General features: G+C 52.3%; 18 protein-coding genes and 1 other RNA gene. 11 read left to right on the top strand and 8 right to left on the bottom strand.

The window, feature by feature from the left end; genetic code table 11:
* Window positions 1-68: 68 nt before the first annotated feature.
* The gene (locus EM595_RS04885) at window positions 69-377 is read left to right on the top strand and encodes a helix-hairpin-helix domain-containing protein (protein ID WP_067428437.1); all 309 of its coding nucleotides are present in this window, start codon (window positions 69-71) and stop codon (window positions 375-377) included.
* Between the two features lie 96 nt (window positions 378-473).
* Window positions 474-881 carry an acyl-CoA thioesterase gene (locus tag EM595_RS04890; RefSeq protein ID WP_067428439.1) on the top strand — a complete coding sequence of 136 codons (408 nt, stop codon included), beginning with the start codon at window positions 474-476 and terminating at the stop codon, window positions 879-881.
* A 12-nt stretch (window positions 882-893) separates the two neighbouring features.
* Here EM595_RS04890 and queC read toward each other — a convergent pair whose 3' ends face one another.
* Complete coding sequence (queC, locus tag EM595_RS04895; RefSeq protein WP_067428441.1) at window positions 894-1,589, bottom strand: 7-cyano-7-deazaguanine synthase QueC; 696 nt, start codon at window positions 1,587-1,589, stop codon at window positions 894-896.
* A gap of 467 nt (window positions 1,590-2,056) precedes the next feature.
* On the opposite strand from queC, the gene EM595_RS04900 reads away from it, so the two are divergent.
* From EM595_RS04900 to amtB, 4 genes are all read left to right on the top strand, one after another.
* A complete protein-coding gene (locus EM595_RS04900; RefSeq protein WP_067428444.1) occupies window positions 2,057-3,829 on the top strand; it encodes a SmdA family multidrug ABC transporter permease/ATP-binding protein in 1,773 nt (590 codons plus the stop codon).
* Window positions 3,819-5,588 carry a SmdB family multidrug efflux ABC transporter permease/ATP-binding protein gene (locus EM595_RS04905; RefSeq protein WP_067428447.1) on the top strand — a complete coding sequence of 590 codons (1,770 nt, stop codon included), beginning with the start codon at window positions 3,819-3,821 and terminating at the stop codon, window positions 5,586-5,588. Before EM595_RS04900 ends, EM595_RS04905 begins: the two co-directional genes overlap by 11 nt.
* 260 nt (window positions 5,589-5,848) lie before the next feature.
* On the top strand, window positions 5,849-6,187 hold the full coding sequence (glnK, locus tag EM595_RS04910; RefSeq protein WP_067428451.1) for a P-II family nitrogen regulator: 339 nt from the start codon (window positions 5,849-5,851) through the stop codon (window positions 6,185-6,187).
* Window positions 6,188-6,216: 29 nt separating this feature from the next.
* On the top strand, window positions 6,217-7,506 hold the full coding sequence (gene amtB, locus EM595_RS04915) for an ammonium transporter AmtB (RefSeq protein ID WP_067435167.1): 1,290 nt from the start codon (window positions 6,217-6,219) through the stop codon (window positions 7,504-7,506).
* Between the two features lie 61 nt (window positions 7,507-7,567).
* Here amtB and tesB read toward each other — a convergent pair whose 3' ends face one another.
* Window positions 7,568-8,431: an acyl-CoA thioesterase II gene (gene tesB, locus EM595_RS04920; protein ID WP_067435170.1), complete on the bottom strand. Its 864-nt coding sequence runs from the start codon at window positions 8,429-8,431 to the stop codon at window positions 7,568-7,570.
* Window positions 8,432-8,621: 190 nt separating this feature from the next.
* Here tesB and EM595_RS04925 point away from each other — a divergent pair, with 190 nt between their 5' ends.
* Window positions 8,622-9,179 carry a YbaY family lipoprotein gene (locus tag EM595_RS04925; protein ID WP_067435173.1) on the top strand — a complete coding sequence of 186 codons (558 nt, stop codon included), beginning with the start codon at window positions 8,622-8,624 and terminating at the stop codon, window positions 9,177-9,179.
* A gap of 26 nt (window positions 9,180-9,205) precedes the next feature.
* On the opposite strand, the gene EM595_RS04930 is transcribed toward EM595_RS04925, so the two are convergent.
* On the bottom strand, window positions 9,206-9,520 hold the full coding sequence (locus EM595_RS04930) for an MGMT family protein (protein WP_067428454.1): 315 nt from the start codon (window positions 9,518-9,520) through the stop codon (window positions 9,206-9,208).
* Between the two features lie 173 nt (window positions 9,521-9,693).
* On the opposite strand from EM595_RS04930, the gene ffs reads away from it, so the two are divergent.
* An RNA gene (ffs, locus tag EM595_RS04935) (signal recognition particle sRNA small type) lies at window positions 9,694-9,790 on the top strand.
* A gap of 96 nt (window positions 9,791-9,886) precedes the next feature.
* On the opposite strand, the gene EM595_RS04940 is transcribed toward ffs, so the two are convergent.
* From EM595_RS04940 to EM595_RS04950, 3 genes are all read right to left on the bottom strand, one after another.
* Window positions 9,887-10,105, bottom strand: a complete 219-nt coding sequence (locus EM595_RS04940; protein WP_067428457.1) for a hemolysin expression-modulating protein Hha — start codon at window positions 10,103-10,105, stop codon at window positions 9,887-9,889.
* A gap of 32 nt (window positions 10,106-10,137) precedes the next feature.
* Entirely contained in the window at window positions 10,138-10,512 is a 375-nt protein-coding gene (gene tomB / locus EM595_RS04945) for an Hha toxicity modulator TomB (protein ID WP_067428460.1), read from the bottom strand.
* Window positions 10,513-10,660: 148 nt separating this feature from the next.
* On the bottom strand, window positions 10,661-11,014 hold the full coding sequence (locus EM595_RS04950; protein WP_067428462.1) for a hypothetical protein: 354 nt from the start codon (window positions 11,012-11,014) through the stop codon (window positions 10,661-10,663).
* A 346-nt stretch (window positions 11,015-11,360) separates the two neighbouring features.
* Between EM595_RS04950 and EM595_RS04955 the strand changes: the two genes are divergently transcribed.
* From EM595_RS04955 to EM595_RS04965, 3 genes are read left to right on the top strand one after another with little or no spacing between them, the layout of a single operon-like run.
* Complete coding sequence (locus tag EM595_RS04955) at window positions 11,361-12,038, top strand: metal ABC transporter ATP-binding protein (RefSeq protein WP_067435176.1); 678 nt, start codon at window positions 11,361-11,363, stop codon at window positions 12,036-12,038.
* Complete coding sequence (locus tag EM595_RS04960) at window positions 12,035-12,874, top strand: metal ABC transporter permease (RefSeq protein ID WP_067435179.1); 840 nt, start codon at window positions 12,035-12,037, stop codon at window positions 12,872-12,874. The genes EM595_RS04955 and EM595_RS04960 overlap by 4 nt, the downstream gene beginning before the upstream one ends.
* 16 nt (window positions 12,875-12,890) lie before the next feature.
* The gene (locus EM595_RS04965) at window positions 12,891-13,769 is read left to right on the top strand and encodes a metal ABC transporter substrate-binding protein (protein WP_067428464.1); all 879 of its coding nucleotides are present in this window, start codon (window positions 12,891-12,893) and stop codon (window positions 13,767-13,769) included.
* A gap of 74 nt (window positions 13,770-13,843) precedes the next feature.
* On the opposite strand, the gene ykgO is transcribed toward EM595_RS04965, so the two are convergent.
* On the bottom strand, window positions 13,844-13,984 hold the full coding sequence (ykgO, locus tag EM595_RS20585) for a type B 50S ribosomal protein L36 (RefSeq protein WP_071852488.1): 141 nt from the start codon (window positions 13,982-13,984) through the stop codon (window positions 13,844-13,846).
* 9 nt (window positions 13,985-13,993) lie between these two features.
* Window positions 13,994-14,251, bottom strand: a complete 258-nt coding sequence (locus EM595_RS04970; protein ID WP_067428465.1) for a type B 50S ribosomal protein L31 — start codon at window positions 14,249-14,251, stop codon at window positions 13,994-13,996.
* Window positions 14,252-14,366 lie beyond the last annotated feature (115 nt).

Consider the following 14,366-nt stretch of genomic DNA (forward strand, 5'->3'; position numbering starts at 1 on the left):
GTGGTTTGTTGCTCCGTTTCGCCTGTCGTATGGTCATCGTGCTGTCACACACACGGAGGAATCACAGCATGTCCCATCATTTTGTTAAAGCTATTACCCTGAGCGTTTTCCTGTTGGCAGGCACCGCGCATTCGCTGCATGCCGCTGAAGCTAAAACGGATGTCGCCGTTGCGGAGTCAGCTGCGACAGTCAGCATTAATGGTGCCAGTGCCGAAGAACTGGCATCAGCAATGAACGGCGTTGGACTGAAAAAAGCCCAGGCTATTGTTAGCTATCGTGACCAGTACGGGCCTTTTACTGAGATCGAACAGTTAAAAGAAGTGCCAGGTATTGGCAGCGCACTGGTTGAGCGTAACGTTATGCGCTTAAAATTGTGAAGCTGACCACAACATAGCGTCTACTACCGCGTAGGGCGCTGCTAACCTTTAACAGGTCATACTAGTGGGTGTGGCCTGTTAACAGGAGCGGAGCATATGCAAACAACAATAAAAGTGCGTGGCTATCACCTTGATGTCTATCAACATGTTAATAACGCACGTTATCTTGAGTTTTTGGAGGAGGCACGCTGGCAATGGATAGAAGAGAGCGCGCAAGCGCAATGGCTTACTGAACAACGGCTTGCATTCGTTGTGGTTAATATCAACATCAATTACCGGCTGCCAGCAAAACTGCATGATGAACTGATAATCACCAATAACGTTGAGAAGGTCGGCAGTCGCAGCGGCATTCTTGCACAAAGAGTGTTACTGGCTGCGACCAATGAGCTGGTCGCAGATGCGTTAGTCACCTTTGTCTGCATCGATATGAAGAGCCAGAAAGCCGTACCGCTGGAAGGAGAATTGAAGCAACATATTGAGGCGATGCAGGTACAACAGTCCTGATCGCCGGATCTTTTATTGCAGGCCAGTTTTTTGTTTCAGCGTTTGCATAACTGTGCTCTGATTCGCCTGATACTCCTGCAAACCTCTGGCCCGCAGATGACATGCCGCGCATTCACCGCAGCCGTCGCCCTGAATGCCGTTATAACAGGTCAAGGTTTCATTGCGGATTAAAGGTAACTGCTGCCAGTAATCAGCAAGGGCCCAGGTTTCTGCTTTGTTAAGCCACATTAGCGGCGTCTCGAAGCGGATATCACGCGCCATACCGAGCGTAATCGCATGGTTAAGGGCTTTGACAAATTCGTCGCGGCAGTCGGGATAACCGGAGAAATCTGTTTCGCAAACACCGGTAATCACCGCTTCCGCTTCAACTTGCCAGGCATAGACAGAAGCCAGCGTCAGAAAAAGGATATTACGCCCCGGCACAAAGGTGCTGGGTAAGCCGCTGGCATTGGGATCCCATTGCGGTACAGGAATATTGTCGCGGGTGAGGCTGCTGATAGCCAGTTCGTTAAGCAGATTAACATCCAGCACCTTATGCGCACGCGCGCCCAACTTCTTTGCTAGCTGCTGTGCTACGGTAATCTCTTCCCGATGGCGTTGCCCGTAGTCAAAAGTGACGCAATGCACTTCGTCATATTGCTGCAAAGCCTGAATCAGGCAGGTAGTGGAATCCTGCCCGCCACTGAATACAACCACAGCGCGTTTCATAATAATGTCCGTTACGATTTTTGTGGGCTTATGGTACTGCGTGATATCGATGAGGGAAAGCTATGAAGGCCGGTGGGCTGTCATAATCATCTTGATGGCGTAGTGCGAAACGGAAGTTTGCTCATGGGCCACAATACGGGCGACGACTCTGCTTTGCGCGGCCAGCGCATGGCCAGTGAAAGCATTTATCCATGTAAGTCGGTTTTAGCCCACTGTGCCTCAAAAAGCATGGCGGTCGGATCTCTGCCGCTGCCTTTAACATGTAAACTAGTGCCAGTAGAATAAGATAAACCAGCCTGCAGGCATGCAGGTGAATCAAGGGCAGCGAGCAGCGTGCCCGTCCAGATGCGGTAATACATCCGAGGTAAGGATCGCCGAACAGTACAACAAGGCTTCCCGTCAGTAAGGGAAACGAATAACAGGCAACCGCGTTTCTCTTTTAGCAGATGTCACGCAGGAAATATGATGTGAGATTGTTCAGACAACTGAGTTGGTTTTTTATTCGCGAATGGCGCCGTTATCTGGGTGCAGTGTCTCTGTTAATCCTGATCGCTATCCTGCAATTATTGCCGCCTAAAATTGTCGGCCTCATTGTGGATGGTGTAACGCAGCACAGCCTTTCTGGCAGCAAAATTTTGATGTGGGTAGGCGCCATGTTGGTGACCGCCATTGTGGTCTATCTGCTGCGCTATGTCTGGCGGGTGTTGCTGTTTGGCGCATCCTACCAGCTGGCGGTGGAGCTACGGGAAGATTTTTATCGGCAGCTAAGCCGCCAGCATCCCGCTTTCTATCTTCGTCATCGTACCGGCGATTTGATCGCACGCGCGACAAATGATGTTGATCGGGTTGTCTTTGCCGCAGGTGAGGGCGTCTTGACCTTAGTGGATTCACTGGTCATGGGCTGTGCCGTGCTGATCGTTATGAGCGTGCAACTGAGCTGGCAGCTAACCCTTTTGGCTTTGCTGCCTATGCCCATTATGGCAATAGTCATCAAGCGTTATGGCGATCAGCTGCATCAACGTTTCAAGCTGGCTCAGGCGGCTTTTTCCAACCTGAACAACCAAACGCAGGAGAGTCTGACCAGCATCCGCATGATCAAATCATTTGGGCTGGAGGATCATCAATCACAGCAGTTTGCCTCGATCGCACGCGACACCGGAGAAAAAAATCTGCGCGTAGCGCGGGTTGATGCACGCTTCGATCCCACCATATTTATCGCTATCGGCTTTTCTAACCTGCTGGCTGTCGGCGGCGGCAGCTGGATGGTATGGCACGGTTATATGACGCTGGGCGAGCTAACCAGTTTTATCATGTACTTAGGCCTGATGATCTGGCCAATGCTGGCACTGGCATGGATGTTCAACATCGTAGAGCGCGGTAGCGCCGCATGGAGCCGAATTCGGTCTTTGCTTTCCGAAGCGCCAACGGTTACCGAAGGTGCGCATAACCTACCGGAAGGGCCGGGGCTATTGCAGGTTGCCATCCGCCAGTTCACTTATCCTGGTGCGGAAACGCCAGCATTGCGTAACATAAATATTATGCTCAAGCCCGGTCAAATGCTGGGACTCTGCGGGCCAACTGGCTCGGGAAAAAGCAGCTTGCTTAGCGTGCTGCAGCGTCATTTTGATATTGAGCAAGGTGATATTCGCTACCACGGTCTGGCGCTCACTGAATTACGTATCGACAGCTGGCGCAGTCGACTGGCAGTAGTCAGCCAGACGCCTTTTCTGTTCTCAGACAGCATTGCTAATAATATTGCGCTGGGTCGACCTGGCGCCACGCAGCAGGAGATCGAAGCGGTGGCCAGGCTGGCCAGCGTTCATGATGACATTCTGCAACTGCCGCAGGGCTATGAGACCGAGGTCGGCGAACGTGGCGTGATGCTTTCAGGCGGGCAAAAGCAGCGTATCTCCATTGCCCGTGCGCTGCTGCTTAACGCCGAAATTCTGATCCTGGATGATGCATTATCAGCGGTTGATGGTCGGACCGAACACCAAATTCTGCATAACCTGCGGCGCTGGGGTAAGGGTAGGACGGTAATCATCAGCGCGCATCGTTTATCAGCCTTAACCGAAGCCAGCGAAATTTTAGTGATGCAACACGGCGTAGTAGCGCAGCGTGGGCAACATGAAAAATTAGTGGCTGAAAGTGGTTGGTATCGTGACATGTATCGCTACCAACAAATTGAAGCGGCACTGGATGAAGATGATGTCAACGAGGGAACCGTACATGTCAAATAAGACCCGCATGTGGCCTGCGCTGAAGCGGTTGCTCTCTTACGGCTGGCCATGGCGCAAAACGTTGGGCCTCGCGGTGTTGATGCTGTGGGTTGCAGCAATTGCTGAAGTCACAGGCCCCCTACTGATCAGCTACTTTATCGATCATATGGTAGCGCGGCACAACGTTCCAGTTGCTTTGGCGGCCGGACTGGCACTGGCCTACGTGCTGCTGCAGATCCTCTCGGCCGCTTTACACTACTTTCAGGCGCTACTTTTCAACCAGGCGGCGGTGGGCGTGGTGCAACGGCTACGTTCACAGGTCATGGATGCAGCGCTTCGCCAGCCACTCAGCGCTTTTGACAATCAGCCGGTAGGCCAGCTGATTTCCCGCGTGACCAACGATACGGAAGTCGTGCGCGATCTTTATGTCACCGTCGTCGCCACGGTGCTGCGCAGCGCAGCGCTGATCAGTGCCATGCTGGTTGCGATGTTTTCGCTTAACCAACATATGGCCTTGGTTGCGATCACCATCTTTCCGCTGGTTATTGCGGTGATGTTTATCTATCAGCGTATCAGCACGCCGATTGTTCGCCGGGTGCGCAGTTATCTTGCCGATATCAATAATGGCTTTAACGAAGTCATCAGCGGCATGAGTGTGATTCAACAGTTTCGCCAGCAGGCGCGTTTTGGCGAGCGCATGGGCAATGCCAGCCGCTCGCATTATCTGGCGCGTATGCAAACGCTCAGGCTGGATGGCTTTTTGTTGCGTCCGCTGCTAAGTCTGTTTTCTGCGCTGATTCTGTGCGGCCTGATGCTGCTGTTTAGCTTTTCTGGCTCAGGTGCGTTCGAAGTCGGTGTGCTGTACGCTTTTATCAGCTATTTAGGCAGGTTGAATGAACCCTTGATTGAGCTGACCACCCAGCAATCGATGCTGCAACAGGCGGTTGTCGCGGGCGAGCGCATTTTTGAGCTGATGGATGCACCGCAGCAACATTACGGTAACGATGATCGCCCGCTTAGCGATGGTCGCATTGATATTGAAAAGATCTCTTTTGCCTATCGTGACAATCGCAACGTGCTGCAGGATATTTCGCTGTCGGTTCCGCCGCGTTCTTTTGTTGCGCTGGTGGGCCATACCGGAAGCGGCAAAAGTACTTTAGCCAGTCTGTTAATGGGCTATTACCCGTTGCGGCATGGTGAAATTCGTCTCGATGGCCGTCCTTTACACACGCTGAGTCATGCGGTGCTGCGACAGGGTGTGGCGATGGTGCAGCAGGATCCCGTAGTACTGGCAGAAAGCTTCCTTGAGAATATCCGTCTTGGGCGTGATATTGCAGAAGAGCAGGTCTGGCAGGCGCTGGAGACGGTGCAACTGGCTGAGCTGGCGCGCAGTCTGCCTGAAGGCATCCATACCCAGCTTGGTGAGCAGGGGAATACCCTGTCAGTGGGCCAGAAACAGCTGTTGGCGATGGCCAGGGTCCTGGTGATGTCACCGAAGATCCTCATTCTTGATGAAGCCACGGCCAATATCGATTCCGGCACTGAGCAGGCAATCCAGCGTGCGCTATATGCGGTACGTCAGCGCACTACGCTGGTGGTGATTGCCCACCGCCTTTCCACCATTGTTGATGCTGATACGATTATGGTTCTGCATCGTGGGCACGCGGTAGAGCAGGGCAGCCATCAGGCACTATTGGCAAAACGTGGCCGCTATTGGCAAATGTATCAACTCCAGCTTGCCGGAGAAGAGCTCGCCTCCGGCGTTGCACAGGAAGCGTAACGCCAAATTGCACCTTTTTTGAGCGTTAGAATGACATTGTTCATTGGTGATGCATCAATCTCCACTCCTTTGCATCTTTTTGGTGCACTTCTTCCCCTCTCTGCCTGACACTGGCGCTGCGCTGTGACGAAAGTTCCAGCGCAGGCCGCAATTTTCCTCGTTTGAAAATTAAAAAATCCTCTTGCCGGTTTATGGCACAGCACTTGCTTAATCTTCAGCGTCTCGGCGACATCAACATTTACCTGGCTGGAGGAGTTCGTATGAAACTGGTTACCGTGGTAATCAAACCGTTCAAACTGGAAGATGTGCGCGAAGCGCTGTCATCGATCGGTATTCAGGGGCTGACCGTCACCGAGGTGAAAGGGTTTGGTCGTCAGAAAGGCCATGCAGAACTGTATCGCGGGGCAGAATACAGCGTGAATTTCCTGCCAAAGGTCAAAATTGATATCGCCATTGCTGACGATCAGCTGGACGAAGTGGTTGATGTCATCAGCAAGTCGGCCTACACCGGCAAGATCGGCGATGGCAAAATTTTTGTTGCAGAACTGCAGCGCGTTATCCGCATTCGTACCGGCGAAACCGACGAAGCAGCATTGTAATTTCAGGCACAGTGATGGGGTGGAATAAAATGAAAAAAATAGTGACCAAATCCGGTCTGGCCAGTCTGGCGCTGCTGCCCTCGCTGGCAATGGCCGCGGCTCCGGCCGTTGCGGACAAAGCTGATAACGCCTTTATGATGATCTGTACCGCGCTGGTACTGTTCATGACCATTCCAGGCATCGCGCTGTTTTACGGCGGCCTGATCCGTGGCAAAAACGTGCTTTCCATGCTGACCCAGGTTGCCGTTACCTTTGCGCTGGTGTGCGTGCTGTGGGTGCTTTATGGATACTCTCTCGCCTTCAGTGAAGGCAACGCTTTCTTCGGCAGCTTCCAGTGGGTAATGCTGAAGAATATTGAACTCAAAGCGTTAACCGGCTCTTTCTATCAATATATTCACGTGGCTTTCCAGGCTTCTTTCGCCTGTATCACCGTTGGCTTGATCGTTGGCGCTATCGCAGAACGCATTCGCTTCTCAGCCGTACTGATTTTTGTCGTGGTGTGGTTAACCTTCGCTTATCTGCCTATTGCGCACATGGTGTGGGCGGGCGGATTCCTCGCGCAGGATGGCGCGCTCGATTTTGCCGGCGGCACCGTGGTTCATATCAACGCAGCCGTTGCTGGCCTGGTGGGTGCTTATCTGGTTGGCAAACGTGCCGGATTTGGTAAAGAAGCCTTTAAACCGCATAACCTGCCGATGGTGTTCACCGGTACCGCTATTCTCTATGTGGGCTGGTTTGGCTTCAACGCCGGCTCTGCCAGCGCCGCCAACGAAATTGCTGCACTGGCTTTCCTGAATACCGTCGTGGCTACTGCTGGCGCGGTATTAACCTGGACCTTCGGCGAGTGGTTGCACCGTGGCAAGCCTTCGCTGTTAGGTGCCAGCTCTGGTTTTATTGCTGGCCTGGTCGCCATTACGCCAGCCTGTGGTTATGTTGGGGTAGGCGGCGCGTTGGTTATCGGCTTAATCGGCGGCGTTGCTGGCTTGTGGGGCGTCACCGTGCTGAAAAGATGGTTACGTGTTGATGATCCATGCGATGTGTTTGGCGTGCATGGCGTTTGCGGCATCGTAGGCTGTTTGCTCACCGGCGTGTTTGCTTCCTCTTCGCTGGGCGGCGTGGGTTACGCGGAAGGCGTGACTATGGGTCATCAGATGTGGATTCAGCTATTGAGCGTTGGCGTGACCATTATCTGGACCGGTGTGGTGGCGTTTGTGGGCTTTAAAATTGCCGATATGGTTGTTGGGCTACGCGTCTCTGAGGATCATGAGCGCGAAGGTCTGGACGTTAACAGTCATGGCGAGAACGCCTATAACCAATAATGTGCACCTGATTTAATGGGGCAGATATCAGAAGGGCGATGCAGCAGCATCGCCCTTTTTGTTACACGTTGCGCAGGCGCATCACGCCTTCCTGGACCGTCGAGGCAACCAGCTCACCCTGTTGAGTATAAAACTCACCGCGCACAAAACCGCGTGCGCCAGATGCTGAAGTGCTTTCAACGCTATAGAGCAGCCATTGGTTCAAATCGAAGGGGCGATGGAACCACATGGAATGGTCGATGGTGGCTATTTGTAGATCGGGTTCAAGAAAACCTTTGCCATGCGGCTGTAGCGCGACCGGCAAAAAATTAAAATCTGAAGCGTAGCCGAGCAGATATTGATGAATGCGCCGATCATCCGGCACGTCGCCATTGGCCCGGAGCCAGACCTGACGCGTGGGTTCAGCGACTGCGCCTTTTAACGGGTTATGAAAGGTGACGGGACGAAACTCAAGCGGCTTATCGGCGAGAAATTTATCACGCACCGCCGCGGGCAAATGCGCCGAAAGCTGGCGGGCTATCGCGGTTTCGGAGGGTAAATCATCCGGCGCCGGTGCGGCTGGCATCGTTTTTTGATGCTCCATGCCGCTTTCCGGGGCCTGAAAAGAGGCGGTCATAAAGAAGATAGGTTTGCCGTTCTGAATAGCACTCACGCGTCTTGCGCTAAAGCTCTGCCCATCACGCAAATTTTCAACGTCATAAACAATCGCTTTTTTGCTGTCGCCGGGGCGCAAAAAGTAGCTATGAAAGGAGTGCACCACGCGTTCCGTCGGCACGGTATGTTTGGCCGCGGATAGCGCCTGGCCCACCACCTGTCCGCCAAAAACCTGACGCAGGCCGAGATCTTCACTTTGACCGCGAAACAGGCCCTCTTCAATTTTTTCAAGATTAAGCAGATTTAACAGATTATCCAGCGCCTGACTCATGGTCACGTCCTCTTTAAAATGATGATCATAGTGTGCGAGATCGGACCAGTTTTCGTCAACCTGTCCACAAGCAGGCAGGATCGCGGGCAAAGCGAGAAAATTGTGCCAGAATGATAGACATGCAGCATTGAAAACGCTGTTCGGTAACGATGTTATCGATATTCACATTGATCTTAAGGAGATTACATCAATGAAATTATGGCAAGTTATGAGTGGCGCTGCGCTGGCAGCGATTTTGGCAGGTTGTGCGGACAAAGCGAAGGATGTACCTGTTCCAACATTAGGTGCGCCAACAGCCGGACAACAGGCGGCCATTGCCCAGCCTAACGTTAGCGGGGCGATCTACATCCGTCAGAAAATTGCACTGCCGCCAGACGCTGTGCTGACGGTGACCTTATCGGATGCGTCGGTCTCAGATGCGCCGTCGAAGGTTATTTCTCAGCGCGTTGTGCTGACTCAGGGCAAACAGGCGCCATTCCAGTTTGTGCTGCCTTTCAACCCGGCCGATATCCAGCCAAACGCACGTATTCTGTTAAGTGCGGCGATTACGATTGACGGTAAAATTACCTTTATCACCGACAACGTGAAGCCAGTGCTGAACGGCGGCGGTTCGAAAGCGGAGTTGACGCTGGTGCCGGTCCCATCGGTCGCGATGCCAACGCAGCCAGGCGCGGCAACCACGGTGCCATCTACCTCGCCAACCAAGGTGACGCCTTCTTCAGCCGTACCTGCACCAACCTCTTTGTAATACCAGACGCCCCGTCAGGGGCGTTTTTAAACCTCCCAGCGATACCTCTTTAGCTCAACGATGCCCGCATCGCTGATCTCAATGCCTTCCGCCTCCAGCGCGTCCCGTTGTCTCATCAGGCCATCGCCGATAAGCGAAATATGTCCATGGCGATTAAGCACCCGATGCCACGGAATCTTGCTGCCTTCTGGCAGGCGCTTCAGTACGCCGCCAACCTGCCTCGCAGCACGCGGTGAGCCAGCCAGCCGGGCCACGTCGCCATAAGTGGTAACTTTTCCCGGAGGAATTGCCGCCAGAATCTGCAGCACGCGCTGCGGAAAAGAGTCGTCATGGAATGTCATATTTGGCCTGCGAAGAAACAATCTTGCCGAAAGCATAATAAATTATGCGGATAAAGAGGCGGAAATGTGCGGTTGCTTAAGAAAACAGCGGTCGCCCGGCAGTGACTTGCAATTCGGCAGGGCATCATTGATAATGCCTGCGCTCTGAAGGTTGGAGCAATCAATGGGGATCCGGTTGGTTCTCCCGCAATGCTAACTTGTGAATTCGGTCAGGTCCGGAAGGAAGCAGCCGCAGCAGGTGACGCGTGTGCCGGGATGTAGCTGGCAGGATCCCCACCCAATTCTGCACTACCCCTTTCCCTCAACGTACAGCATGTTTATTTTTGATAAATAAAACGGGCTTGCGTTTCAGCATGCCCGTTCAGATCAGCGTACAAATTTCCAGACAGAAACCGGCACTTTATCGTAAAGCTTATTCATCGTCAGTTCTGCTAAACGATGATCGGCAGCTGAATAAAATATGGCCAGTTCATTATCGGGTAATTCATATTTGTTTTTTTCAATAACACGCTCAAGGGTATCGATAGATCGGCAACGTCTTAAGCGCATCAGGTAATCAGTTTTAGTCAGTGTTTTGTCACTCATGGTTTAACCGTCATTATCAATAAGAACTAAGTCTAAAATGAATGGCTCGGTTGTAACAGAGCGCATTCCTCGGCAAATATATTAAAAAGCCGCTTTGCCGAACGTTGCCAACGCTGCAGATCTTGCGCACTTACGCCATAGTTACTAAATAACATAAAAGTATCGTCAAGATATTCATCAATCTGAGTAATCAGTTCTTCATCTTCAACATGTTTAATTTTGTAATTCATGGTGAAGGATGCGATATGTTCAATCAGGTCATTGAGCTGCAAATTGCTGGCAGAGGTTGGATCATTAACCCAGCCGTGATGGCTGTCACTTAAGGTGGCCATGCTATCGTCATGCAGACTTTCGCACAGGTACTTAAGCTGCGCCATATCATGCCTTTTAGGTGAGTATTCGTCCATCTCTTTCCCCTCCATAGCCGACATCAACCCGCAGAGCTGCGGAACCGTATTCAGGTGTAATTGTGGAAGTGAGCGGTAGAATTAACGTTAAAGGACACAGTAAATATAATGCAGATCGGTAAATTCTGCTCATCGCTTTGACTAAAAATTACAATTCATCCGCGGGTGAAGGACGCTGATTTTCAATGATGTCAAACAGCAGGCCTTCCGGAACTACCTGAAAAGTCACTGTTTCAGTTTGCGTTTCGCTTTCATTAATATTCAGGCATGCATTAAAAACGTTCCACTGGTAATGATAATGCATTTTAAAGAAAGATGGGGCTATCGCACTGATTGAAATAATAACAAAACTGTCGGGAACTAATAGGGCATTTTGTGAATACCATTGTAAATCTCCTGCCAGCGCCGCTGACAATTTGAGAATATTCTGGTTAATAACCGCTATTAATTTAGTGGTATCGGTTTCATTTATTGAAAGTGTAGCAGGAATAAGGAGAGACACGACAATTCCTAAACAGCTGATCTGAACTTTATAATCAACATAGCAGGCATAAATTTCAAGTTATCTTGCTGATGATTTTGCAACAGTTCATTGACTGTTTATCTTTTACCCAGCTTTAGCCCTGCCAGCTGCGGAGTATTCGACGCCAAAGACACAGTTTGCAACATACGTACCGATGCCTCACTGCACGTAGCTGTGATAGATTATTGTTATGTTATAACATTATATCGGTGGCAATGGTGTTCTCTTCTGTTCCTTTGTTCTGCTTTTCCCTTATTCAGCGCCTGCTGGTCATTAGCCTGTTAGTCGCCATGCTGGTTTGCGCGGTACGGTGGGCGATCGCGATATGATCACCTTTTCTCAACTGCAGGTGGGCTATCAACGCCAGGCCGTTGCGCCTGAAATTACGCTGCATCTCAATACTGGCAGTATGACCGCGCTCACTGGCGCCAACGGCAGCGGTAAGTCGACCTTGCTGAAAACGCTGGCTGGATTGCTACCTGCGGTTTCGGGTCGATGGGCAATAGATAGCGCACGAGCGCAAATTGGCTGGATGCCGCAGCGCGCCGAACTGGAAAGTCATTTTCCGATCACCGTGTTTGAGCTGGTGGCGATGGGCTGCTGGTCACGCTGCGGATGGTTTGGCGGCATTAACCGTGCACATCGTAAAGAAATCATGGCTTGTCTGGAAAAGGTGAACATGGCGGATTTCGCCCAGGCACAGCCGGGTACGCTGTCCGGCGGTCAATTGCAACGGGTGCTGTTTGCGCGTTTGCTGATGCAACAGTGCCGCGTATGGCTGCTTGATGAGCCGTTCAGCGGCGTCGACCAAAACACCACATCACTGCTGCTGAAGATATTGCACCAGCAGCATCAGCAGGGCGGTACGCTGTTGGTCGTGCTTCACGATCGGGCAATGGTTGCACATGATTTTCCGCAGCAGCTTCATCTCGATGTGGAGAAAGCCCGTTTTCGACCGACCCTCAGCGTAACTGCATCGCAGTCTGAGGTAATAGCATGCTGAGCCTGTTCCATCCTTTCATTGAGTTCGGCTTTATGCGACGTGCGCTCATCGCCTGCGTGGCGCTTTCCATCAGTGCTACGCCGCTGGGCGTGTTTCTTTCCTTACGCCGTATGAGCCTGATTGGCGACGCCTTATCACACGCAGTTTTGCCCGGTGCGGCCATAGGTTATCTGCTTTCCGGACTCTCACTGGTGGCTATGGGCATCGGTGGATTGATCGCAGGCCTGGCCGTCGCGCTGCTTTCCGGCGCGGTAAGCCGTTTTACGCCCCTGCGCGAAGATGCCAGCTTTGCCGGTTTCTATCTGGGATCGCTGGCGCTTGGTGTCACGCTGGTTTCGCTGCGGGGATCCAGTGTCGATCTGCTGCACGTTCTGTTCGGATCCCTGCTGGCGGTTGATGCACCGGCAATTATTTTGGTGGGCGCTATCGCGGCGTTCACGCTTATCGCTTTGGCCTTTCTCTATCGCCCGTTAGTGATCGACGCTTTTGATCCCACCTTTCTGCGGGCGCAAAGCCGCTGGAGTGCGCCGCTGGTACATGGCCTGTTTTTAACGCTGGTGGTACTGAACCTGGTGGCGGGCTTTCAGGTACTGGGAACGCTCATGTCGGTGGGCTTGATGATGCTCCCGGCCGCCAGCAGCCGTTTCTGGAGCCGCCATCTTTCCATGATGCTACTGAACGCGATGGCGCAGGCGGTAGCGGCCAGCGTCACAGGGCTGCTGTTATCCTGGCATTTTTCATTGCCAGCGGGGCCAGCGGTGGTGTTAAGCGCGACGGCACTGTTTTTTATCTCCATTTTAACCGGGCCCTGCGGTGGCTTATTACGCCGCACATAAACTGAGAGGAAAAAGTATGAAAGCGTTACCCGTTGCATTGCTGATTGGTGCCATGAGCGCCGCGCCCCTGGCGATGGCGAAAGAGCTAAGCGCCGTGGCCAGCTTTACCGTGCTGGCTGATATCGTAAAAAATGTGGGTGGTGAACACGTGCAGGTAAAAAGCCTGGTGGGGCCGAACGGCGATCCGCATACGTTTGAACCGACGCCGCAGGACAGCCAGGCGCTGGCACAGGCTGATGTGGTGTTTGTCAGTGGTTTAGGAATGGAAGGATGGATGGATCGACTGGTGACCGCGTCTGGCTACAAAGGAAAAGTGAATGTGGCGTCGGCAGGCATTGATACACGCAGCATGGAAGAGGAGGGCAAGCGCATCACCGATCCACACGCATGGAACAGTATGCACAATGGCGCACGCTATGCCACTAACGTGATGAATGCGCTGATCGCTGCCGATCCCCAGGATGCCGCTTACTTTCGCCAGCGAGGATCCGCGTATATTGCACAACTCAATCAGCTGGACAGCTGGGCTGAAAAAACCTTCGCGGCCATTCCTCAGGCAAAACGCAAGGTGCTGACCAGCCACGACGCTTTTGGCTATTTTGGCCAGCGCTATCACGTCACTTTCCTCGCGCCGCAGGGGTTTTCAACGGAATCGGAAGCCAGCGCGGGCGATATGGCATCGCTGATTAACCAGCTCAAAGCAGAGAAGATTAAAACCTACTTTATCGAGAACCAGACCGATCCACGGCTGGTTAAGCAGATCGCCACCGAAACAGGTGCTGAGCCAGGCGGAGAACTCTATCCCGAAGCGTTATCAGCTGCGGACGGACCGGCGGCAAGCTACGTCGATGCTTTCAGGCATAACGTTACTGCCATTGCGAACAGCATGAAATAACAGGGAGCCCGCTGAGCGCGGGCAAAAAAAAAGCCGGATCAATCATCCGGCAAATCACATCATGCACAACGTGCTTATCTTCTTTTCTTTCTTCCCTGAACGGCCTTGAAACGTGGATTGGTTTTACAAATCACATAAATGCGACCGCGACGACGTACCACTTTGCAATCTTTATGGCGCGCCTTAGCGGAGCGCAGCGAGCTAAGCACCTGCATCTGTTTCCCTTACTTCGCTGAACCAAGAAAACGGCCAAAACGCTTATTGAAGCGTGCCGCGCTGCCTTCTTTAGCAAACTCTTTCTGCTTGCCGGTGTAATAGACATGTGAGGCGGAGGAGACATCCAGCGTGACGTAAGGATAGGTTGCGCCTTCGAATTCCACGCTGCGGTCGGTCTTGATGGTTGAGCCAATTTTAAACCAGCTGTCGACGGTGGTGTCATGGAAGACCACCTGACGATAGTCAGGGTGAATACCTGATTTCATACATGCTCCAATTTGTTATGTTATAACGTAACAATAGTATAGAGCGTGCAGAATGACTTTGCAATCCTCGAATAACAGGCAAAAAAAAGAGGCCGCAAAAGCGGCCTCTTAACGT

The organism is Duffyella gerundensis (genome assembly GCF_001517405.1).
Classification (GTDB): Bacteria; Pseudomonadota; Gammaproteobacteria; order Enterobacterales; family Enterobacteriaceae; genus Duffyella; species Duffyella gerundensis.